Annotated in this window: 19 protein-coding genes; 8 read left to right on the forward strand and 11 right to left on the reverse strand. The window is 51.3% G+C overall.

The features are described 5' to 3' along the window. The first annotated feature begins 106 nt into the window (after positions 1 to 106). The 4 genes from A8F97_RS03760 (at position 107) to A8F97_RS03775 (ending at position 3,573) form a co-directional block, all read left to right on the forward strand. A complete protein-coding gene (locus A8F97_RS03760; protein ID WP_015730836.1) occupies positions 107 to 586 on the forward strand; it encodes a hypothetical protein in 480 nt (159 codons plus the stop codon). Positions 587 to 673: 87 nt separating this feature from the next. Continuing rightward, on the forward strand, positions 674 to 1,093 hold the full coding sequence (locus tag A8F97_RS03765) for a DUF2946 domain-containing protein (protein ID WP_227001580.1): 420 nt from the start codon (positions 674 to 676) through the stop codon (positions 1,091 to 1,093). A 108-nt stretch (positions 1,094 to 1,201) separates the two neighbouring features. Continuing rightward, entirely contained in the window at positions 1,202 to 3,211 is a 2,010-nt protein-coding gene (locus tag A8F97_RS03770) for a TonB-dependent copper receptor (RefSeq protein WP_015730834.1), read from the forward strand. A 194-nt stretch (positions 3,212 to 3,405) separates the two neighbouring features. Continuing rightward, on the forward strand, positions 3,406 to 3,573 hold the full coding sequence (locus A8F97_RS03775; RefSeq protein WP_005972902.1) for a YqaE/Pmp3 family membrane protein: 168 nt from the start codon (positions 3,406 to 3,408) through the stop codon (positions 3,571 to 3,573). Positions 3,574 to 3,671: 98 nt separating this feature from the next. On the opposite strand, the gene A8F97_RS03780 is transcribed toward A8F97_RS03775, so the two are convergent. The 4 genes from A8F97_RS03780 to moeA form a co-directional block, all read right to left on the reverse strand. After that, positions 3,672 to 5,144, reverse strand: coding sequence for a sensor domain-containing diguanylate cyclase (locus A8F97_RS03780; protein WP_015730833.1), 1,473 nt, complete (start codon positions 5,142 to 5,144; stop codon positions 3,672 to 3,674). A 313-nt stretch (positions 5,145 to 5,457) separates the two neighbouring features. Beyond that, the gene (locus A8F97_RS03785) at positions 5,458 to 6,057 is read right to left on the reverse strand and encodes a nitroreductase family protein (RefSeq protein WP_014700580.1); all 600 of its coding nucleotides are present in this window, start codon (positions 6,055 to 6,057) and stop codon (positions 5,458 to 5,460) included. A gap of 105 nt (positions 6,058 to 6,162) precedes the next feature. After that, entirely contained in the window at positions 6,163 to 6,915 is a 753-nt protein-coding gene (gene moeB, locus A8F97_RS03790; protein ID WP_014700579.1) for a molybdopterin-synthase adenylyltransferase MoeB, read from the reverse strand. 2 nt (positions 6,916 to 6,917) lie between these two features. Then, entirely contained in the window at positions 6,918 to 8,153 is a 1,236-nt protein-coding gene (gene moeA, locus A8F97_RS03795) for a molybdopterin molybdotransferase MoeA (protein WP_033071740.1), read from the reverse strand. Positions 8,154 to 8,628: 475 nt separating this feature from the next. Between moeA and A8F97_RS03800 the strand changes: the two genes are divergently transcribed. The 4 genes from A8F97_RS03800 (at position 8,629) to gsiD (ending at position 14,045) form a co-directional block, all read left to right on the forward strand. Next, the gene (locus tag A8F97_RS03800) at positions 8,629 to 10,530 is read left to right on the forward strand and encodes a dipeptide ABC transporter ATP-binding protein (protein WP_033071739.1); all 1,902 of its coding nucleotides are present in this window, start codon (positions 8,629 to 8,631) and stop codon (positions 10,528 to 10,530) included. Positions 10,531 to 10,555: 25 nt separating this feature from the next. Further along, on the forward strand, positions 10,556 to 12,100 hold the full coding sequence (gene gsiB / locus A8F97_RS03805) for a glutathione ABC transporter substrate-binding protein GsiB (protein WP_183042262.1): 1,545 nt from the start codon (positions 10,556 to 10,558) through the stop codon (positions 12,098 to 12,100). A gap of 109 nt (positions 12,101 to 12,209) precedes the next feature. Further along, entirely contained in the window at positions 12,210 to 13,130 is a 921-nt protein-coding gene (gsiC, locus tag A8F97_RS03810; RefSeq protein ID WP_014700575.1) for a glutathione ABC transporter permease GsiC, read from the forward strand. Positions 13,131 to 13,139: 9 nt separating this feature from the next. Continuing rightward, positions 13,140 to 14,045, forward strand: coding sequence for a glutathione ABC transporter permease GsiD (gene gsiD / locus A8F97_RS03815; RefSeq protein ID WP_033071738.1), 906 nt, complete (start codon positions 13,140 to 13,142; stop codon positions 14,043 to 14,045). 55 nt (positions 14,046 to 14,100) lie between these two features. On the opposite strand, the gene A8F97_RS03820 is transcribed toward gsiD, so the two are convergent. From A8F97_RS03820 to bioA, 7 genes are all read right to left on the reverse strand, one after another. Further along, positions 14,101 to 15,798, reverse strand: coding sequence for an NAD-dependent malic enzyme (locus A8F97_RS03820; RefSeq protein WP_014700573.1), 1,698 nt, complete (start codon positions 15,796 to 15,798; stop codon positions 14,101 to 14,103). A 210-nt stretch (positions 15,799 to 16,008) separates the two neighbouring features. Then, positions 16,009 to 16,899 carry a cytidine deaminase gene (gene cdd / locus A8F97_RS03825; RefSeq protein ID WP_014700572.1) on the reverse strand — a complete coding sequence of 297 codons (891 nt, stop codon included), beginning with the start codon at positions 16,897 to 16,899 and terminating at the stop codon, positions 16,009 to 16,011. A 258-nt stretch (positions 16,900 to 17,157) separates the two neighbouring features. Next, entirely contained in the window at positions 17,158 to 18,477 is a 1,320-nt protein-coding gene (locus A8F97_RS03830; RefSeq protein ID WP_033071737.1) for a PDDEXK-like family protein, read from the reverse strand. Between the two features lie 32 nt (positions 18,478 to 18,509). After that, the gene (locus A8F97_RS03835; protein ID WP_014700569.1) at positions 18,510 to 19,208 is read right to left on the reverse strand and encodes a CidB/LrgB family autolysis modulator; all 699 of its coding nucleotides are present in this window, start codon (positions 19,206 to 19,208) and stop codon (positions 18,510 to 18,512) included. Further along, a complete protein-coding gene (locus A8F97_RS03840; RefSeq protein ID WP_014700568.1) occupies positions 19,208 to 19,615 on the reverse strand; it encodes a CidA/LrgA family protein in 408 nt (135 codons plus the stop codon). Before A8F97_RS03840 ends, A8F97_RS03835 begins: the two co-directional genes overlap by 1 nt. A 223-nt stretch (positions 19,616 to 19,838) precedes the next feature. Beyond that, positions 19,839 to 20,633, reverse strand: coding sequence for a GH12 family glycosyl hydrolase domain-containing protein (locus A8F97_RS03845; RefSeq protein WP_033071736.1), 795 nt, complete (start codon positions 20,631 to 20,633; stop codon positions 19,839 to 19,841). A 239-nt stretch (positions 20,634 to 20,872) separates the two neighbouring features. Next, positions 20,873 to 22,177, reverse strand: a complete 1,305-nt coding sequence (gene bioA / locus A8F97_RS03850; protein ID WP_033071735.1) for an adenosylmethionine--8-amino-7-oxononanoate transaminase — start codon at positions 22,175 to 22,177, stop codon at positions 20,873 to 20,875. Between the last annotated feature and the right edge of the window lie 56 nt (positions 22,178 to 22,233).

Here is a 22,233-nt window from a genome sequence, read left to right on the forward strand (position 1 = left end):
TCCACCAATTAAAAAAGGATGTTTTCATCGAAAATCCTATACTAGGGCGCTGGCATCACGTTTGCCTAGAGGCATTTAATGTTTGCAACGACAGAGAGGGAAAGATATGAAAATTGAGAGTGGAGAAAATAACCTTTTTACGCATCGAGCTTCGATTGCTAATTCAACGGTTCAGACCAGTAGTCGAGCTTCGTTTGCTGCTATTTTGGCAGGGAAAACACAGGAAACGAGCGTAAATAACGCCCCGGCTTCTTCTGCCAAGACTAAGCAATACGATTTCACAAATATGACGCCACAAGAGCTGAATGAAACTGTAAACAGCCTGATTCAGAGTAGGCAGATGGATCTTGATGAATCCTCATCACTATTGGGTTTTATGGCTCCAACAGCATTGTCTAAAGTTGTTTACGACGGCACTGCACCCGTTTCGTCACGCCAACCGATGAACGTGTTCTCTAAAATTCAAGAAGGCATTGATGGGGCGTTATCGCGTAATGAAAAGGCGAGCGCAGAAAGCCTGCAACGAGCTGCTGATGCCTTGCTTCGTTTTCAGGATAAAGCAGTAAAGGTTACTCTCTCCGTGTAATGAATAAGGCCAAATGTAACAATTTGGCGGCGAGTGCGATACACTTCGGCTATCTTATCAATGGAGTACGGTAGCGAATCATTCGGCGTGAGCGTTAAACGAGTAGCCGCCTGGCTGGCCATTTTTTCTATGATGATGCTGTTTATTGCTCCTCTGATTTCAAAATCACTGGTGCAGCTATCAGCCTGTCAGGTATCGGCTCACGCTATGCCTATGTCGCAGCAGCATCATGGTGCACATGAGCATGATGCATGCCATCACGGCGGTACGCCACATAATCTGATGATGTCTAGCGTCGGGCTCGCGCCGATGGAGGATATTGCCTGCGGATATTGCCAACTGCTGGTGCATTTGCCGCTGATTCTTTCGGTCGTATTGCCGTTGCTCTGGCTGCTATTATCCGCTCACCGACCGACGCATTTTCCTGATTTTGTTTGCCCAACGTTATTCCGACCTTATTGCTCACAGCGTGCTCGTGCGCCTCCTGAGGCGGTTTCTTTGTTTTGATTTTTTTAATTAACGATATCTGTCGGCGTACTCCCTTATGGTCGAGCAATCTCTCCATAGGTGTTTTGCCGTGCGTCGTTATGGCATAAGAAACCGTAAGGCAACACGATGAAAAAAATTGAACTGGTATACACGCCCGCCGCTTCTCTGGTGCTGGTGGCGTTATCGTCTTTATCCGTGATGGCTCAAGGCACTCACGATCATTCCACTTCTCACGCCACGCTCAATGATGATGCCGTGATGGTGGTGACTGCCCCCGATATTTCCCCGCTCACGCTGGTGACCTCGCCGAAAACGCCGCGCCAGCCCGTACCAGCCAGCGATGGCTCGGATTATCTGAAAACTATTCCGGGGTTCTCACAAATACGCAACGGCGGAACAAATGGCGATCCTGTTTTCCGAGGTATGTTTGGATCGCGACTGCGTATTCTTTCCAATAATGGAGAGATGTTGGGAGCCTGCCCGTCACGCATGGATGCGCCGAGTTCGTACATCTCGCCCGAAAGCTATGATCTGTTAACGTTTACCAAAGGGCCACAGACCGTACTGTGGGGGGCCGGAAATTCAGCGGGAACCGTGCGGTTTGAACGGACGCCGCCACGTTTTGATAAGCCAGGAATACAGGGCAATGCCAGCGTGCTGGTGGCATCAAACGATCGTCATGATGAAAATGCTGATGTCAGCCTCGGGAGCGAAGAGGGATATATTCGGCTCATTGGTAATAAATCACAGTCGGGCGATTATAACGATGGTGACGGAAAACGTGTGGCATCAAAGTGGGATAAATGGAATGCGGATGTAGCGCTCGGTTGGACGCCAGACAGCGACACCTTGTTGGAGTTGACCGCAGGCAAAGGCGATGGAGAAGCACGCTACGCCGGGCGTGGCATGGATGGTTCGCAATTTAAGCGTGAGAGTTTGGGTATCCGCGCCGAGAAATCAAATCTAGGGGGCGTGTTCGATAAGCTTGAGGCGAGTGCGTACTACAACTATGCCGACCACGTGATGGATAATTTCACGCTGCGCTCACCGGGCGGTATGGGGATGATGAGTATGCCCATGGCCAGCCAACTGGATAGAAAAACGGTTGGTGGACGGATGATGGCGACGTGGATATGGTCCGACTACGAGCTGAAAAGTGGGGCAGATATGCAAACGAATACGCATCGCCGCTGGCGAAATGATGGCTGGAAGAAAGATGCGCAATTTAACACCTATGGCGTCTTCAGCGAGCTTATCTGGCAGGCCTCTGGGCAGAGTAAAGTCATCGGGGGAACCCGCCTTGATAAAACCAAGGTCGAGAATGGCACGGGCACTGGCGCGAGCGAGCGTCATGATACGTTGCCCGCAGGTTTTATCCGTGTTGAGCATACGTTGGCCAATAGCCCATTAATGCTGTATGCAGGCGTTGGCTACACCGAGCGCTTTCCTGACTACTGGGAGATTTTTTCGCCAACCTATGGGCCGGGCAGAACGCAGAATGCATTCGATCATGTTAAAACTGAGAAAACGACCCAGCTCGATATCGGGGCGCAGTACAGCGGCGAGCGTCTGAGTAGTTGGGTTTCTGCCTATGTGGGACGGGTTAATGATTTTATCCTGTTCCGCTATGATCCGATGAATGCCAGAGTCAGCGAGGCGGATAATGTTAGTGCGACCATCATGGGGGGAGAAACGGGATTCAGCTATAAATTAACGGATAGCTGGAAAACGGACGCCAGTCTAGCGTATTCCTGGGCGAAGAATACCGATGACCATCGGCCGCTGCCGCAAATTCCACCGTTGGAAGCACGACTGGGATTATCGTGGGAAAAAGGGAATTGGAGCAGCACGGGCTTACTGCGTCTGGTGAGTCAGCAAGATAGGGTCGCGATTAGCGAAGGTAATGTTGTCGGGAAAGATTTTGAGCATAGCCCTGGCTTTGCGATCTTCTCAGCCAATGCGGCATATCGCGTTAACCAATATGTCAAACTGAGTACGGGTGTCGATAACTTGTTTAACACGACCTACAGTGAACACCTTAACCTTGCTGGCAATAGCAGTTTCGGTTATTCAGCCAACACGTCCGTAAATGAACCGGGCCGAACCTACTGGGCGAAGGTAAATATTACCTTCTGATGTCGTTGTAATGAATAAACGGCACCGTAGCCATTCTTTGCTGGATTACGGTGCCGTTTTGGGAGCGATAGCTTGCGTGAAATACGCCCTTTCATTCTCTCAGTGAAGATTAGTCTCAATTATTTCGACGCGTGCTGACAAATCCCGGGTGCTGAACTATTTTCATAAGTAATTATCACGTTACGGAGGTTGATATGGGATTTTGGCGCATCGTACTGACTATTCTTCTGCCACCGCTGGGCGTGTTATTGGGGAAAGGAATTGGTTGGGCATTTATTCTGAATATTATTCTGACGCTGTTAGGCTATTTTCCCGGCTTGGTGCATGCATTTTGGGTGCAGACAAAAGACGATGGGATTTAATGGTTGAAAAAGCTGAATGACGATCATCACGAAATAGCGGGGAGGCCAATGTGCCTCCCCGCTATTTTTTAAAACAGTAAATTGGTAGTGGGATGATATTACACTGCTTGCACTACCCGATTTCGCCCTTGCTGTTTGGCCTGATAAAGCGCGATATCGGCGCGGTTTATCAGCATGCTGAGTGTTTCGCCAGCCCGATATTCAGCAACACCGCAACTGACGGTCACCTTAATGGTTCCTTCACGGTAGGGAAGGTGGGTTATTTCTATACTCTGGCGGAGTGCCTCGGCGCGTTGTTGTGCGGCGTTGATATCGCAATTGTCGAGCAGAATGACGAACTCTTCACCTCCCCAACGACAGGACCGATCGCTGGAGCGGGTATTAGTGGACAAGAGAGCGGAAATTTCTTGTAAAACCAGATCCCCTACATTGTGCCCATACTGGTCATTGATTTTCTTGAAGTGATCAATATCAATGAGAAGAATAGAAAGCGATTTGTGCTGTAAGACACTTTTTGTACCGAGACGATGGAATAAATAATCAAATGCCTGACGGTTCATGAGACCGGTTAATTTATCGGTTGTCGCCATTTGTTCCAGACGGCGCTGGTATCCACCAATGGTCAGCCATAGCAGAAATAAGAAAAGGATGCTGACGAACGCGCTGATACCCAGGTTTTTTAGCAGCGTGGATAACAGTCGCTTTTCACTGGGGTGGCTGATTTGCTCTACCATCAAATACCAACCGAATTCGGGGAGTAGCCGGGTGTTAAGGAAAATATGCTCCCCGTTTGATTGATATTCATAAGCGCCACCGGGAGCGGTTAGGATCATGGTCGAAATATTGCTCAACCCCGGTTGTTGCTGGATCTTGACCGGACGGCTATAGCTTTCGCCATGTAAGGTAATGTTGCCTTCTTTATCAACGAAATAGATCGTTCGATTATAGCGTTGCTCATATTTATTAATGAGGTGTTTAACCCGCTCCACGGGAATACCTACGCCGGTAATACCGATAAAATTGCCGTCGTAATCCACGACTTTGTGATTGATTAAAATATCAAGGCGCGAGCGATTCTCAGGATCAAACGAGATATTGATGGCATAAGGCATCTCGTCCGATAGCGTTCGGTGTTGAAAATACCACCGATCGTCTGGTGAATCCTCTGAGACAGTTTTCAGGATGCGTAGTGGGTCGTAGTAGCGCTTGGATTTATCCGAAATAAAGAAAGAAAATACGGTATCAAAGCGACGATCGATTTCTCTCAGGTAGCGAAACATGGCTTGCGGATCGTTTTCATCGTTCAGCACCCAGTCGCGTAAAAAGGTATCGTGTGCCATCAGCGACGAAATAAAAATAGGTTTCAACAAGTCTTGTTGGATTTCTGAATAGACGTTATCACTGGTCAGCGGCAGGGTATTTTCTTCGATTTCTTCTTCCAGTGATTCCTTAGCCACTTCATAACTAGTCCAACTGATAACGAGAAAGGCGGCGAGCAGCATGGAGCCAAGTATTATGATTGCGCGCGTTTTGTCCAGCCAGCGTGAATTATTGATGAATCCAGTCTGCAAAATAATCTCCCCAGAGAACCATTGATGAGGTAGGTGAATAAGCCTCTGTTTTCACCTAAAAATTGTGGTGCAACATTTTACTGGAATGACGGTGTGGCACAATTGGGCAAACGAATCACTGACGCATCGGGTTCAGTATAGTGGTTCCACGATGGAAGTATTAGAGCAGATTGCTGAAACGTAAGGTTTTGGATTGTGGACGTGCTTTTGTCGGTTTGATTATCCCTTCCACGTTTTTATGCTGTACATAGACTTGGAAACAAACAGAGCACCACGCGGTGTCCTGTTTGTTTATAAAGATGATTCAAGCGGATTACTTAAATACGCGGAAACGCTCTTCAAAGGCGATATAGGTTTTCTCACCTGCAGGCTGCTCGATTGAGCCGAATGGCATTTGAGCACGCAGCTTCCAACTGGCAGGCAGATCCCACTGTGCTTTGACGTCATTGTCGATCAGCGGATTGTAATGCTGGAGTGAGGCACCGATTTTTTCCTGCGCCAGCGTGGACCACACGGCGGCCTGAGCGATACCGGTTGAGTGTTCTGACCAAACCGGGAAGTTATCGGCATAAAGTGCGAATTTTTCCTGCAGCGCTTCAATCACGCTGGTGTCTTCAAAGAACAGGACGGTTCCCGCACCGGCAGCAAAGGAGGCCAGTTTGTTTTCTGTCGAGGCAAACGCGTCCGCAGGCACAATTTTCTTCAGTTGCTGTTTAACGATATCCCACAGCTTGTGGTGTTGCTCGCCGAACAGAATGACAACGCGGGAGCTTTGCGAATTAAAAGCGGAGGGGCTTTCATTAACGGCTTCGGTAATGAGCGCGGTAACCTGATCTTCTGGTATCGGCAATTTGTTGCCGATGGCATAGATTGAACGACGGGCCTTGATTGATTGCAAAAAAGCATTACTCATGGTGTGTTCCTCAGTTTACGTGATGACTAACTTTGATACTGTGTCACTGATGTTTCTTGTGTTCAACGGTTTATGTGCCGGATATGAATCTTTCCCACTTCACGGTTACCCGCCGCAGACTTCGCAGCGTGGGTTTTTTGGCAGCGTTATTTCACGAAATTGCAGCGTCATCGCATCAAACATCAGTAACCGTCCGGTGACGAGTTTACCGTAACCCGTTAGGCATTTAATGGCTTCCATCGCCTGTAGGCTCCCGATGGTGCCGACCAGCGGCGACATGACGCCCGCTTCGACACAGGTCAGCGCATTGGCACCGAACAAACGGCTGAGACAATGGTAGCAAGGTTCATCAGGCTGATAGGTAAAGACGCTGATTTGGCCTTCCATCCGAATTGCTGCACCGGAAATCAGCGGTTTCTTGAGCTGGAAGCCAATACGATTCAGTCGGTTGCGAATGTCGACGTTGTCGGTACAGTCCAACACGGCATCATGCTTGCTGACCTGTTCTTTCAGCGCCTCGTCATCAAGATTGCCATCAACCGTGTCGAGCGAAAGATGCGGATTCATCTCGGACAGCGTCAGGCGTGCCGATTCGACTTTTGCCATCCCGATACGGGTATCGCGGTGTAGAACCTGACGTTGCAGGTTAGACAAAGAGACGGTATCAAAATCCAGCAGCGTCAAGTGACCGACGCCCGCCGCAGCCAGATATTGTGCGGCGGCACAACCGAGGCCGCCCAGTCCGACAATCAACAGACGCGAGGCTTTTAGTTTTTCCTGTCCGTCAAAGTCAAAGCCGCGCAACACAATCTGTCGATTGTAGCGTAGCATTTCGTCATCGCTCAGTTCCGGCAACATACTTAGTGCCCCAGCAAGGCGTTGAAGGGCTCGATTTCTACCCATTCGCCAGCGGCGACGCGGCCTCGATCTTGTTCAAGCACGATGAAACAGTTACCGAGGCTGAACGAGCTGAAAACGTGCGAACCTTGATGTCCGGTCGTTCTTACTTCCAGCTCTCCCTGCGCGTTTCTGCTGAAAATGCCGCGCTGGAAATCGGTGCGCCCCGGCGTCTTTTTCAGTGCGCTGGTGGTTTTGACGCGCACTCGCGGCGGCTGGTGCCATTGTGTATAGCCAGACAGGCGAGCCAGCAGCGGCTGAACCAGTTGATAGAATGTCAGCGCAGCGGACACCGGATTCCCCGGCAGACCGCAGAACCAGGCGTGGTGTAATTTGCCGAAGGCGAAGGGTTTGCCGGGTTTGATTGCCAGCTTCCAGAAATGGATATCACCCAGTTCATCCAGCATTTGTTTGGTGTAATCCGCTTCGCCAACGGAAACGCCGCCGCTGCTAATCACCAGATCGGCACGTTGGTCTGCCTCATGGAATGCGGCGCGTAGCGCGTCTGGATCGTCACGGATGATGCCCAGATCGTGTACATCGCAGCCCAGTTGTTCCAGCATCAAACGGACCGTGAAACGGTTGGTGTCATAAATTTGACCATCTTCCAGCGGCTCGCCAACCGGTTGCAGTTCATCTCCGGTTGAAAACACCGCGACTTTAAGGCGGCGTACCACGTCAACCTGCGCAATTCCCAGCGAAGCCAACAGCGGCAATTCGGCCACGCCCAGTTTGCAGCCAGCGGGTAGCACAGTGGCACCCGCCTGAATATCTTCTCCTGCCAGACGAATATTCTGACCGGGTTTGACCTCATGGGGAAAACGGATGCCAGTCTCGCTAACTTCGGCCTGTTCCTGCATGATCACGGCGTCGGTTCCTGCGGGAATCGGTGCACCGGTCATGATTCGAATGCAGGTTCCCGTGGGCCATTCGCCCGTGAAGGGGGCGCCAGCGAAGGCTTTTCCTGCTAACGGTAGCGGTGTAGTAACCGACAAATCGGCGCAGCGCACCGCATAGCCATCCATCGCGGAATTAGCGAAAGGCGGGACGTTAATCGGCGAGGCGATAGCATGGGTGGTGATCCGTCCTGCGGCGTCGAACAGGGATACGCGTTCTGTCTCGGTAAGGGAAGGAACCTGAGAAAACATGTTTTCCAGAGCTTGTTCAAGAGTCAGTAAACCTGAGTTAACGCTTTCCATCTTCACTCCACCGTTTTTTCATCAATACAGATTGTTTCATTCATATGGCGTGTTTCATTAGCACGGTATGTTCCACCAACATGTCGCTCATGAGCGGAAACCCGTTTCTTATGCCAGTATTAATTATGTCAGAGTTCGTAACGTGGGTGAATGTATGCAAGTCAAGGAATCCGGCTTTTGGCGTGTGAACCCCGATTAGAGGCTGAGCCTCCAGATAGGGTTCAACGCCGCCGTTTTTTTCCCTCAACTTGACCTATTTCGGGCAGAAGTGAGTGCATCTGCGGGAGATATCGTGCTTTATTACGTCGCTTTATAGTGGTTAACTTAATGTTATAAAAAGAAATTTTTCATTGCACTGATTTCAGTTTCCGCTTTACATCATACCTTGCGCTAAATATAGTCGAAAATCGCTGATAATTTGTTCCTGACCGCGTTGCGCTGGTTCCAGCCGCATTTATAGGGAGATTCGCCGTTCATGTCGTTCACACAGGATCATTATGCCTCGTTGTCTTCCTCTGTTCCGGGGCTGGTTTTGCCTGAGAAACGGGTAGTGGAGGTGCGCAACCTGAGTGTCTATTTCGAACAACAGGGACTGCGGGTGGATGCAGTACGCAATTTGACGTTCTCTGTCGATCGGGGCGAAACGCTGGCTATTGTCGGGGAGTCGGGGTCGGGCAAATCGGTGACGTCGCTGGCATTGATGCGTCTGGTCGAACACGCGGGTGGGGTGATCCATCAGGGGGATATGTTCTTTCGGCGCCGTGATGGACACGTACTGGACCTTCGTGGTGCCCGTCAGCGAGTGATGCGAAGGTTACGCGGTGCAGATCTCGCGATGATTTTCCAGGAACCGATGACGTCGCTCAATCCCGTTTTCCCGGTCGGTGAACAGATAGCCGAGTCGATTCGTTTGCATCAGGGGATGAACCGGCAGGCTGCGCGTGCAGAAACCTTGCGGATGTTGGATCTGGTCAGAATTCCGGAAGCGCGTAATGTGTTGGATCGTTATCCCCACCAGCTCTCCGGCGGCATGCGCCAACGGGTCATGATTGCAATGGCGCTCTCCTGCAAACCGTCGCTGTTGATTGCCGATGAACCGACGACCGCGCTGGATGTCACCATTCAGGCGCAAATCCTGCAACTTATCCGTGTGCTACAGCGTGAAATGGACATGGCGGTGATTTTTATCACTCATGACATGGGCGTGGTGGCGGAAGTGGCTGAGCGCGTATTGGTGATGCACCGTGGGGAAAGCGTTGAAGCGGGAAGCGTGGGGCAGATCTTTACCGCGTCACAGCATCGGTATACGCAGGGGCTGTTGGCGGCAGTTCCGGCATTAGGATCCATGCGCGGGCAACCGTTTCCGGCAAAATTTCCGCTACTGAATCAAGATATGCTGCCTATCGTGGACAGCGCGCCGCAGGACACGGTTCCCGCGCAGGCGGGGCCGATCTTGCAGGTTAGCAATCTGGTGACGCGTTTTCCGATTCGTAGCGGGTTATTGAACCGTGTGACACGGCAGGTGCATGCGGTGGAAAATGTCAGCTTCGATCTCTGGCCGGGCGAAACGCTTTCGCTGGTTGGCGAATCGGGGTGTGGCAAGTCCACCACTGGCCGTGCGCTGCTCCAACTGGTTGAAAGCCAGAAGGGCAACATTATCTTTAATGGTCAGCGTATCCATCAGTTGAAAGGGTCTGCATTACAGCGTTTGCGGCGTGATATTCAACTGATTTTTCAGGATCCTTATGCGTCTCTGGATCCTCGTCTGACGGTCGGGTTCTCAATTATGGAACCACTGCTGGTACACAACATTTGCCGTCGGCAGGAGGCAGAAAAGCGGGTTGAGTGGCTATTGTCGCGCGTGGGGTTGGAGCCGGAACATGCCCGACGCTATCCGCATGAATTTTCCGGCGGCCAGCGTCAGCGCGTTTGTATCGCCAGAGCGCTGGCGCTGAATCCTAAAGTGGTGATTGCGGATGAGGCCGTATCCGCGCTGGACGTGTCGATTCAGGCGCAAATCATCAATCTGATGTTGGAACTACAACGTGAGTTTGGCATCGCGTTTTTGTTTATTTCACATGATATGGCGGTAGTTGAGCGTATCAGCCATCGCGTAGCGGTGATGTACATGGGGCAAATTGTCGAGATTGGCCCACGGCAAGATGTGTTTGAACGTCCCCGGCATCCTTATACCCGCAAACTGATGTCGGCTGTGCCGATTGCCGATCCCTCACGCCGCCAGCGTGAGCAGGTTCTGCTGGTTGATGAAATACCCAGCCCGATCCGGGTGATTGGCGATGAGCCCACCACAGCGCCCTTGGTTCAGGTTGGTGAGCGACACTTTGTTGCGCACCATCCGATTGCCGGTGCTTATTAACAGGGATTCACAAGGAGAACGTAGCATGAGCGTAATGACGATAAAGCGGCGCTGGTTCGTGGCCGTAGGAGTAACCGCAGCCATGGCGGCCTCACCCGTCTGGGCAGCTAAAGATGCGGTTATCGCCGTAGGTTCCACGTTTACCAGCCTGGATCCGTATGATGCCAACGATTCGCTATCACAGACGGTGGCGAAGTCATTTTATCAGGGGCTCTTTGGTTTCGATAAAAATATGAAGCTGGTGAACGTGCTGGCGGATCGCTATGACGTGAGTCCAGACGGCCTGACGTATACCATCAAGTTGCACCCGGGCGTGAAATTTCACGATGGATCGGTGTTTAATGCCGCCGCTGTCAAAGTGAATCTGGATCGTGCCAGCAATCCAGACAGTCGTCTGAAGCGGTATAACCTGTTCAGGATGATCGAAAAAACCGACGTAGTAGACGAACTGACGGTGAAAATCACGCTGAAGACGCCGTTCTCGGCGTTTGTTAACAATCTGGCGCACCCGGCGGCGGTGATGATCTCGCCGGCGGCATTAACGCAGTACGGCAAGGAGATTGGTTTCCATCCGGTAGGGACGGGTCCGTACCGCTTTGTGGCCTGGAATCAGACCGATTTTGTCAAAGTTGAGAAGTTCAACGGCTACTGGAAGGCTGGGCTACCTAAGCTAGATAGCATTACCTGGCGTCCGGTAGTGGATAACAACACGCGTGCGGCACTGCTGCAAACGGGTGAAGCGCAGTTTGCTTACCCGATACCGTTCGAACAGGCCAAGGTGCTGGAGAAAAATGACAAGCTGGCTCTGGTGGCGTCACCGTCGATTCTGCACCGCTACATCAGCATGAATGTCACGCAGAAACCGTTTGATAACCCGAAAGTACGACAGGCGTTGAACTACGCCATTAACAAAGAAGCGCTGATTAAAGTGGCATTCTCCGGATATGCGACACCAGCAGAAGGGCCACTGCCGAGCAGCATTGATTATTCAGTAAAATATCACCCGTGGCCTTACGATCCGGCCAAAGCGCGCGAGCTGCTGAAAGAAGCGGGCTACCCGAACGGCTTCACCACTACGCTCTGGTCATCACATAACCACAGCACGGCGCAGAAAGTCTTGCAGTTCACGCAGCAGCAACTGGCCCAGGTTGGCGTGAAAGTGCAGGTGACTGCGATGGATGCAGGGCAACGCGCGGCTGAAGTGGAAGGTAAAGGTGTGAAAGAAACGGGCGTCCGCCTGTTCTACACCGGCTGGTCGGCATCGACGGGCGAGGCAGACTGGGCGCTGTCGCCACTGTTTGCTACCGCTTCCTGGCCACCCGCGCAGTTCAACACAGCGTTTTACAGCAACCCGCAGGTTGATGCGGATCTGTCCAATGCGTTGAAAACGACGGAGCGAGCGGAAAAACAGAAACTGTATAAGGATGCACAGGACAAAATCTGGGCCGATGCGCCGTGGATTTTTCTGGCGACAGAGCGTTTAGTGTCGGCTAATAGTAAGAAATTGACCGGATTTTATGTGATGCCGGATACCTTATTTAGCTTTGAGGATGCTGACCTGACGGAATAACGCACTGCAAAAGTATGACCAGGGAGGCGGGTGGCCATGAGGTTACCCGCCATGGTTAATACACGTCCACTCATAGGAGAGTCTGACGCATGTTTGTGGAAAACCGTTCATGCTGAATTATTTTATTAAACGGCTACTGGGGCTGATCCCCACGCTCCTGATTGTTATGGTGCTGGTGTTCCTATTCGTTCATCTGTTACCTGGCGATCCGGCGCGTTTGGCCGCCGGACGGGAAGCGGACGCCGCCGTTATCGAGATGGTACGGCAGGACTTGGGATTGGATAAACCGCTACCGCACCAGTTCTGGCACTTCTTCACCAATATCCTGCAGGGGGATCTGGGAACGTCGATAGTGTCGAAACGGCCCGTCACGGAAGAGATCGCCATGCGTTTTATGCCGACGTTCTGGCTGACGGTTTGCAGTATGGCGTGGGCGGTGATTTTTGGCATGGCGATCGGCATCGTGTCTGCCGTATGGCGCAACGGCTGGCCGGACAGAATCGGGATGACGCTGGCGGTATCTGGCCTCTCTTTCCCCGCTTTTGCGCTCGGTATGCTCTTGATGCAGGTCTTTTCCGTTGAGTTAGGCTGGTTACCGACGGTGGGAGCGGATACCTGGCTGCACTACGTTTTGCCCTCGCTGACGTTGGGGGCGGCGGTGGCGGCGGTGATGGCGCGGTTTACCCGGGCGTCGTTTGTTGATGTGTTGCAGGAAGACTACATGCGAACAGCGCGGGCAAAAGGTGTGCGCGAATCGCTGGTTGTGGTGAAGCACGGGCTGCGCAATGCGTTGATTCCGGTGGTCACGATGATGGGATTGCAATTTGGCTTCCTGCTCGGTGGCTCCATCGTCGTGGAGAAGGTTTTCAACTGGCCGGGCTTAGGGCGGTTGCTGGTGGATGCCGTGGAGATGCGCGACTACCCGGTGATTCAAGCCGAGGTGCTGCTGTTTTCGCTGGAGTTTATTCTGATCAATCTGCTGGTTGATATGTTGTATGCCGCGATTAATCCAACCATTCGTTATAAATAAGGAAAGGGAATGAGACACTGGCGACGTGAAGCGATGCTGGCGACGCTCCCTGTCATGAGGGATAAACCCGTTAGTACGCCGTGGCGTGAATTCTGGCGGCGCTTTCTTCAGCAACGTGTGGCGGTCGTCGCAGGTCTGTTTGTGCTGTTGCTGATAGCGGTTGCGTTTCTGGCTCCGTATCTGATGCCCTATGATGCCGAGAACTATTTCGATTATGAACGCCTGAACGAAGGTCCTTCTTCGGCACACTGGTTGGGTGTCGATTCATTAGGGCGTGATATTTTTAGTCGAATCCTAATGGGGACGCGGATCTCGCTGGCGGCGGGCATTCTCTCGGTGCTGGTGGGGATGATTATCGGCACGACATTGGGGCTGTTGGCGGGCTACTACGAAGGATGGACGGACCGAATCATCATGCGTATAGGCGATGTGTTATTTGCTTTCCCCGGCATTTTGCTGGCGATTGCCGTTGTGGCGATTATGGGCAGTGGAATGGCGAATGTGGTTGTCGCCGTCGCGATTTTCAGCATCCCGGCTTTTGCCCGTCTGGTGCGGGGCAACACGCTGGTACTGAAGCAACTTACCTACATCGAATCTGCTCGCAGTATCGGTGCTAGCGACCGGACGATCCTCTTTCGACACATTTTACCCGGCTCAGTGTCTTCCATCGTGGTGTTTTTCTCGATGCGCATTGGGATGTCGATCATCACCGCCGCCAGCCTGTCATTTTTAGGACTGGGTGCTCAGCCGCCAATGCCCGAGTGGGGCGCGATGCTGAACGAAGCACGATCGGATATGGTGATTGCCCCGCATGTTGCCATCTTCCCTAGTTTGGCGATCTTTCTGACGGTATTGGCGTTTAATTTACTGGGGGATGGCCTGCGCGACGCGCTCGACCCGAAACTGAAAAGCTGAATAAAAAAAACGCGGCAACGAGTGCCGCGTTTTTCAATAGTCAGACCGTTAGCGTTTAGAACGAAGTTCGTTTGTAGCTGCGGTACTGTGGCTGCCAGAAGTTATGGTCAATCGCTTTTTGCAAGGCATCGGCAGAGGTCACAACCGCGACACCTTGCAGTTGCGCGGCTTTACCCACTTCCAGCGCGATACGCTTAGACACCTGCTGGATATCGGACAGATCCGGCAGCAGAGCGCCTTCACCGTTATTCGCCAGCGGCGAGCAGTCAGCCAACGCACGGCTAGCGGCCATCAACATACCGTCAGTGATACGCTTGGCTCCCGATGCCAGTACACCTAACCCGATACCTGGGAAAATGTAGGAGTTGTTGCACTGTGCGATAGGGAAGACGTTATCCTGATAGTGAACCGGAGAGAACGGACTACCGGTTGCAACCAGCGCGGTGCCCTCTGTCCAGCGAATGATGTCTTCTGGACGAGCTTCCACGCGAGATGTCGGGTTAGACAGTGGCATCACGATAGGACGAGCACAGTGTTTGTACATTTCACGGATGATTTCTTCCGTAAACAGACCCGGCTGGCCGGATACACCGATCAGGATGGTCGGCTTGGCATTGCGCACCACTTCCAGCAGTGAAATTGCATCGCTGCTGCAATCCCAATCAGCCAGCAGTTCGCTTTTCTGTACCAGTTTGCTCTGGAAATCGAGCAGGTTTGGCAGTTTGTCCGTCAGCAGACCGAAGCGGTCAACCATGAAGACGCGTGCGCGAGCTTCTTCTTCACTCAGCCCTTCGGACTTCATTTGCGCGATGATTTGCTCAGCGATACCACAGCCAGCGGAGCCTGCACCCAGGAAGGCGACGGTCTGATCGCGTAACTGTGTGCCTGCTGCACGGCTGGCGGCAATCAGGCTGCCGATAGCGACGGCGGCGGTGCCCTGAATGTCATCGTTAAAGCTACAGATTTCATCGCGATAGCGGTTCAGCAGCGGAGTCGCATTTTTCTGCGCGAAGTCTTCAAACTGCAACAGCACGTTCGGCCAGCGACGTTTCACGGCCTGAATGAACTCGTCAACGAATGCATAGTATTCGTCGTCGGTGATGCGCGGATGACGCCAGCCCATGTACAACGGATCGTTTAGGCGCTGCGGGTTGTTTGTACCCACGTCCAGAACGACAGGCAGGGTGTAGGCTGGGCTGATGCCGCCACAGGCGGTGTACAGCGACAGCTTACCGATTGGAATTCCCATCCCGCCGATACCCTGATCGCCCAGACCGAGAATACGTTCACCATCGGTGACAACGATGACTTTCACGTTCTGCTTGGTGGCGTTTTGCAGCATATCGTCGATATTGGCGCGGTTAGGGTAGGAAATAAACAGGCCACGGGCGCGACGATAGATATCAGAGAAGTGTTCACAGGCTTCGCCGACGGTCGGGGTGTAGATGATAGGCATCATCTCATTGAGGTGACCGTCCAACAGACGGTAGAACAGTGTCTCGTTGGTATCCTGAATGTTGCGTAGGTAAACGTGTTTTTCAATATCGTGTTTGAATTCCTGATACTGACGCCAGGCGCGTTCTGCCTGTTCTTCGATGGTTTCAACCGCTTCTGGCAGCAGACCTGCGAGGTTAAAATCAGCACGCTCTTCTTCAGTAAACGCGCTGCCTTTATTCAGCAGGGGAAATTCGAGCAAGATCGGACCAGCATAGGGGATGTAAAGAGGACGTTTGCTTTCGTATTCTAATTCCATGACTTTTTACTCTTCGGGTAACAGAAAAGAAATTCAGGTGTTGTCGATGAGAAACTGCTGCGGATCTTAAATTACCCAGAGAATATGTACAGGAAATGTTAATTTAAATAGTTACAGATGGCTTGCATATTAATCAAAATACAGGCTTTATCGATTCACCTCTCTTTTTTTCACCTTCACGACGCTGATTTTTTGTGCTTCTCGCCGCCATCATTCCTCAATAAAGTGGTACTCAACGTCGGTGCAACCCAGTTCGGCCAGCATGATTTGTGAGATCGTCCAGTGGCTGACAGTCGCATTGCGGCGTTCAACGACGGCGGCATGTGTAATGGTTCGAGGATCTTCGCCGGCAAGGTTCATCAGATTTAATGCGGCTTGCAAGGGCGGTAGGCTGGGATTGAATGCCGCATTTTCTGCATAGCGGCCAGCATAAAGGTTGCCACTCGCGGTTTCCAACGCGATTCCGCTAATCGCTTTGCTGTAAGGCGCGTGGCTACGGTTAGCGGCATCCAGTGCCTGACGCGCTAGCGCATTCACATTCTGCAACGTTGCGCCGTGGTTGATGTCATCCATCAGCAGGGTATCAATATTCAGATCGATGGGGCCAAAGGCATCGGGCAGATAGTGACTAAGCACCGCAGGCTGGCGACCCGGCAGTTGAATACGTAACGACGCCGCATTGCGCAATTCATTCATGAACTGGCGACAGTGGCCGCATGGCGTGTAGTTCACGGTCACCGCCCGCAATCCACGTTCATTGCGCAGCCAGGCGTGGCTGATGGCACTCTGTTCCGCATGAACCGTTTGTTGAAGCTGAACGGCGGTGAACTCCATGTTTGCGCCAAAGTAGAAATTTCCGCTGAGCCCTTGCGCAATCGCACCAACCTGAAAGTGCGAAATGGAGGCTTGTGCGCAGGCGGCTGCCAGAGGTAATAGCGCAAAGGCCAACGCATCGGTATCTAATTGGCTGGCTTCGCAGATGGCATTCACGTCGTCAGCGGTTAGCATCGCGGCAAAATCTGGTTTATCGAGCACGGGACCGAGTGCGGTTTGCAGGTTGGCTGGTAATTGCTGAAAGGCGTTTTCAAATCGTGGATGCATGTCGGTTTACTCTTTTTTGCCCGTCAATGACGTCATGTTAGAAAGCAGAGTAACAATAAATTGTGATCAAAATCTCTTTATTGAATGAAATGACTGCAACTTGATCATTAAATGCGAGATGTATCTCAATTTTTATCCCCTGTGCGGCTTCCCTTACATCGGTTTCCTCTCCTACAACTGCAATAGGTGAGACAAAAAAGCGTACAACCGAGGCTTGTTATGCTCTGTTGTGCGCTTTGTACCGCTATACTCGCTGGCTTAATTAAGAACGATCTTTTTCTCTCTGGCTGTTTCCAGCAGTTTTCCAACATCCTGAAGAAACGTCACCGTTTCCTCGGCAATAGTTTGTGTTGAGATACCTTCTTTTTTGGCCGCAATTTTCCACTGTCGGCGTTGTTTCTTTTCCAGATTGGGATAGTGAGAGCGCAATAACCGATGTAGCTCTGGAACATCGCACAATTCTTTCGATATGTTGTCTTCGTAGTAAACCAACGAAAGGGTAAACGGAGAATTAGGGCCATTTTCACGAACGACACTGACATAAATTGGCCAATAGCCATTATCTGGGTGCCTCAGCGCGAGTATGGCGGGCATCGTGACATTCAACCAGGTTCTGCCTATTTCCAAATGATCTTCTGCCAACAGTGGGAATGATTTGCGCAGGGTAACCAAAATACCGGAAATGCCTTTAGCCTGAATGAGTTGATCGCACAGTTGATCGTTTTGCTGCATAAAAAGCAGGGCTTCACCCTCAACCCCTTCCAGGTGCGTCGGTTTCCAATCTGTCGGTTTTAATTTTTTTAGCTGAGATAGGCGATCAATCACCGATTCATGCTGTGCGGCTAGCTGAGCGGACAGTTCAGAAATATGTTTTTCATTTGGATCTTGCCACTGTGCCTGTTTCTGACAGTAGGCCATGAGTAGCTGTGCCGCAGCGTTGTTATTTTGTAATTGCAGACGAGCACGCCGAGCGGCCTGCTCCAGCCATTGGTAGCTTAATAATGCCCATTTATCGCCCAGTTTTACTAGTTTTTCCTCGCTGTAGGTTTCCAGCTTTTTATCTAGCACCACGTAGGCAAAACCGTAATCTTTAAACACCGTTTTATTAGAGAAGGTACTTTGCACAGCCTTGTAGTAATCATCAAGTTGAGCACCCGATAATTCCGCACCGACTTTATTTTCAATGGTGACGATGAACTTATTCTTAGGGTCGATTAAAAAGAGATCGAGGCGGCGTTTCGAACCTTCGCTGTCACTAATACTAAATTCACGCGTCATAAAAGCTGAGCCAAAACTCGTCGACTGAATACTGCCCGGCGTCCATTTTGCAAAGAATTTTTTATTGGCGGATTTATTTGTTTCATAACCAGCCTGATAAGCCGCGGTCAGAAAGTCTTTGATGACGGCATCGCCCTGACAGTGTCCTTCATTGGGGTTCAGGCACCACGCGAGCATGCTGGAATTTTGATTTTCGGTAAGGTTGATGACATCAAAGATATTATCTGAAGTGCGTAGTTTTTCTCGTAATTCTAACAACCGATCGTCCATGAGAAAGTCGTAAAATTCCTGCATTTCCATATCTTATTGCTCCATTTTTATTTATGAAAAATTCAATAACCAACGATATTCAGTAATAGAGGGAACACTAACGGTGCAATCAGCGACGTGATGATCCCGCATATAACCAGCGCCAGTGAACTGAACGCGCCTTCCTGATAATCCACTTCGGCGCAGCGTGCCGTACCGAGTGCGTGCGAAGCGGTGCCCATCGACAACCCACGTGCGGCTTTGGTTTTGATGCCGACCCGACTAAACAGACTGTGGCCGAATACCGCACCGAGAATACCAACAAAAATCACGCAGACGGCGCTGATAGCGGGAATGCCGCCGATGGAGCTGGCTACCGCCATCGCAATGGGCGTGGTGACGGACTTCGGCAGTATTGAGGCAGCAATTTCCGGCGATGCCCCCATCCACAGCGCCACCAGCGTACCGGAGATTATCGCCGTCAGGCTACCGATGAAGCACACGCTGATGATCGACTTCCAGCGGGCGCGAATTTGGTGCAACTGTTCATAAAGTGGAAACGCTAGCGCGACTACTGCGGGTTGCAGCAGGTCGTTAAGGACTTTGCTGCCTTGAAAATAATGCTCGTAGGGGATTTTCAACACCAGCAGCAGCGGAATAATAATCGCCATCGACACCAGCAGCGGATTCAACAGGGAGAGCTTGGTCAGCACGGCCAGCTTACGCGCGGCGAAAAAAACCAGCAGAGTAAGCGGCAGTGACCACCATAAATAGCTGAACATTATTCATTATCCTTCGGGGGCGTGCTATCGCTGGCTAGGGCGCGTTCACGCTGCATAATCTGGGTACTAAAACCGACAACTAACATCACAATAAAGGTACTGATCAGACAGGAAACCACGATAGGGCCAAACTGTTGGCTGACCAGATCGTAATAATTCATGACGCCGACCCCAATGGGAACGAATAGCAATGCCATATGGCGAATAAGAAGGTGGCAGCCCGGTTTCACCCACCGCGCGGGTAGGATCTGCGAACAGAGCAGGGTGAACAAGACCAGCATACCAATGATACTGCCGGGGATAGTGAACGGAAGTAACGCGGATACCGCATTGCCTGCCAACAGGCAGAGATAAATCAATGCGAAAGCGCGTAAATACTGCCAGCAAACGGTGAACGTATTACGCATGGGACATTCCTGATTAGCCGAGGGGATTATCATAACGCTAATGAAATTTACGTGCCACAGCTCACGAATTTTGTTGTGGGGGGAAGGCGAACCCGCCTAAAGAACGGGCAACGTCTGTCTGAACTGAAAATGAAAAGAGAACGTCGATGAGACCAATCCGTTTCAGCTCTACGTTAACGTGTTTATTGCGGCTGAACGGGGAGGAATAGCAACGCCAGACGCGCTATTTTACGTCTACGCGCCATTCGGTGATGTCGATCTGCCCATCGCCGCCAAAGATCTCGGTGCCAAACTCAACGCTGCTGATATATTTTTCATCGCTCATCCATTGCTTTGTCTGCACCAAATAGTCGGTGAAGTGACGAATATTGAGTGATGCACTGTTGGTGCCGGAAGTATGGACAAAGGAAAAGACATTCCAACCTCCACCATTATCCGCGTTGATCCAGCCTTTGAATACGTTCCAACTGCTGTCGCCGAGGAAAACGGTTTCAATATAATCACCCGCAGGGCCTGCATTGGTATCATTTAGCCAAATCATCAATTCGTCGGTAGGCGACGAGTCCCAGTTGGCTTTATCGGTAGTGTGGAACCAAATGTCGTAAGCGGCGTTGTAAGTACCCGTAGCCTTGATAGAATAAGTAACGTTACTGGTGATACTCTTATTACTGGATAATTGTATCGGCAACCCGCTATTTTCCGTATAGCCCGCCGTCCAGTGCCAACCGCTCACCAGTGAAGGATAGGCTTTAACACTGTGGGTACTGCTTGGCCAGTGCCAGTTCCACCCCATGCTAATTGGGCTATTATAGAAAATCGTTTGCTGCCATCCTTTTATTTCATCTTTTCCCCATACGTTATTGAATAGGTAATGTTTATTATTACCGAAATAGAGTTTATCCGCATCGTTTGATGAACTGGCAGCAGACACTGTTAGTGATGAGAGTAGCAAGGAAGAAAATACTGCGGGCAATAATACGCGGAAAATACGGTGTGGCTGGGTATTCACAGTCTGCATAATAAATCTCTTTTTAAATATATTCTTGAGGTGTTTTAATCTGAAAGTTAACACATCGTTATCACGTGACTATGATCAAGTCTGAGATGTGGTTAGTTTAACCGGTTATGTTATTTCCACTCTGTCGGAATAATCCAATTCATGGGGAAATGATTAAAGTCGTAATAAATATGAATAATGTGAAATAAAATCAGGGTGTTATTTTAAGGCGCACGTAAGTGCGCGCTTTGGGCTACTGGTTATTCAAATAACGATGCGTTATGGATGGCTGCGCAGACGGCGTCGGTCAATTTACGCAGTTCATCAGGCTGAATGATAAAGGGCGGCATTAGATAAATGAGCCGGCCAAAGGGGCGGATCCAGACGCCACGTTCGACGAAGAAGCGCTGTAGCCGCGCCATATTGACCGGACGCTGCGTTTCCACCACGCCGATAGCGCCGAGTACGCGAACGTTAGCCACCAGCGGAGACTCTGCACAGGGGCGTAGTTCTTCTCGCAACTGCTGCTCAATATGTTGTACCTGATTTTGCCAACGGTTTTCTGCCAGCAGCGACAAACTAGCGTTGGCTGCGGCACAGGCTAGCGGATTGCCCATAAATGTAGGGCCGTGCATAAAACAGCCTGCTGCACCGTTGCTGATGGTTTCGGCCACCATCCGGGTGGTCAGCGTGGCGGAGAGTGTCATATAACCGCCGGTAAGCGCTTTTCCCAGACACATAATATCCGGTGAAATTCCCGCATGTTCGCAGGCAAACAGTTTACCGGTGCGGCCAAATCCGGTCGCGATTTCATCGGCAATCAGCAACACGCTGAATTGATCGCACAGCTCGCGTACTCGGCGCAGATAGGCCGGGTGGTAAAAGCGCATTCCGCCTGCGCCCTGCACGATGGGTTCCAGAATGATGGCGGCGATCTCATGAGCATGCACCGACAGCATCGCCTGTAATGGCGCGATATCGGCTTCCTGCCACTTGTCGGCAAAACCGCCTTCGTTGGTAGCATCACAGGGTGGCGCATCGACAAACAGGTGAGTGGGCAGATAGCCCTGATACAGGCTGTGCATCGAGTTCTGTGGGTCGCACACGGACATCGCCCCGAAAGTGTCACCGTGATAGCCGTGACGCAGAGTGAGAAATCGCTGGCGGGTTTCACTACGCGCTTGCCAGTACTGTAGCGCCATTTTCATCGCCACTTCGACGGCCACCGAGCCTGAATCCGCCAGAAAAACGCATTCCAACGCATCTGGTGTGATGTCCACCAGTTGACGACACAGCGCAACCGCTGCCGGATGAGTGATCCCGCCGAACATTACATGCGCCATCTGGCTGAGCTGAGTCTGTACCGCCTGGTTGATTACCGGGTGGTTGTAACCGTGGATCGCCGCCCACCACGATGACATCCCATCAATCAGGCGACGTCCGTCGTCCAGATGTAGCTCGATGCCGCTGGCTGCTATGACCGGATAGCAGGGCAGCGGTGTAGTCATCGACGTGTAGGGGTGCCAAATATGGCGCTGGTCAAAAGTGAGGTCTTCCGGGCTCATGATGATCTTTCGTAAACCAAAAGTGATTCTATTTGGTTGACAGTATATCGGGTTAA

The organism is Pectobacterium parmentieri (assembly GCF_001742145.1).
Taxonomy (GTDB): domain Bacteria; phylum Pseudomonadota; class Gammaproteobacteria; order Enterobacterales; family Enterobacteriaceae; genus Pectobacterium; species Pectobacterium parmentieri.

Excerpts from the sequence above, each read along its gene's own strand:
- A8F97_RS03760 (WP_015730836.1), top strand. The coding sequence starts at position 107 with ATGAAAATTGAGAGTGGAGAAAATAACCTTTTTACGCATCGAGCTTCG.
- A8F97_RS03770 (WP_015730834.1), top strand. The coding sequence starts at position 1,202 with ATGAAAAAAATTGAACTGGTATACACGCCCGCCGCTTCTCTGGTGCTG.
- A8F97_RS03775 (WP_005972902.1), top strand. The coding sequence starts at position 3,406 with ATGGGATTTTGGCGCATCGTACTGACTATTCTTCTGCCACCGCTGGGC.
- A8F97_RS03785 (WP_014700580.1), bottom strand. The coding sequence starts at position 6,057 with ATGAGTAATGCTTTTTTGCAATCAATCAAGGCCCGTCGTTCAATCTAT.
- moeB (WP_014700579.1), bottom strand. The coding sequence starts at position 6,915 with ATGTTGCCGGAACTGAGCGATGACGAAATGCTACGCTACAATCGACAG.
- moeA (WP_033071740.1), bottom strand. The coding sequence starts at position 8,153 with ATGGAAAGCGTTAACTCAGGTTTACTGACTCTTGAACAAGCTCTGGAA.
- A8F97_RS03800 (WP_033071739.1), top strand. The coding sequence starts at position 8,629 with ATGTCGTTCACACAGGATCATTATGCCTCGTTGTCTTCCTCTGTTCCG.
- gsiB (WP_183042262.1), top strand. The coding sequence starts at position 10,556 with ATGAGCGTAATGACGATAAAGCGGCGCTGGTTCGTGGCCGTAGGAGTA.
- gsiC (WP_014700575.1), top strand. The coding sequence starts at position 12,210 with ATGCTGAATTATTTTATTAAACGGCTACTGGGGCTGATCCCCACGCTC.
- gsiD (WP_033071738.1), top strand. The coding sequence starts at position 13,140 with ATGAGACACTGGCGACGTGAAGCGATGCTGGCGACGCTCCCTGTCATG.
- A8F97_RS03820 (WP_014700573.1), bottom strand. The coding sequence starts at position 15,798 with ATGGAATTAGAATACGAAAGCAAACGTCCTCTTTACATCCCCTATGCT.
- cdd (WP_014700572.1), bottom strand. The coding sequence starts at position 16,899 with ATGCATCCACGATTTGAAAACGCCTTTCAGCAATTACCAGCCAACCTG.
- A8F97_RS03830 (WP_033071737.1), bottom strand. The coding sequence starts at position 18,477 with ATGGAAATGCAGGAATTTTACGACTTTCTCATGGACGATCGGTTGTTA.
- A8F97_RS03835 (WP_014700569.1), bottom strand. The coding sequence starts at position 19,208 with ATGTTCAGCTATTTATGGTGGTCACTGCCGCTTACTCTGCTGGTTTTT.
- A8F97_RS03840 (WP_014700568.1), bottom strand. The coding sequence starts at position 19,615 with ATGCGTAATACGTTCACCGTTTGCTGGCAGTATTTACGCGCTTTCGCA.
- A8F97_RS03845 (WP_033071736.1), bottom strand. The coding sequence starts at position 20,633 with ATGCAGACTGTGAATACCCAGCCACACCGTATTTTCCGCGTATTATTG.
- bioA (WP_033071735.1), bottom strand. The coding sequence starts at position 22,177 with ATGAGCCCGGAAGACCTCACTTTTGACCAGCGCCATATTTGGCACCCC.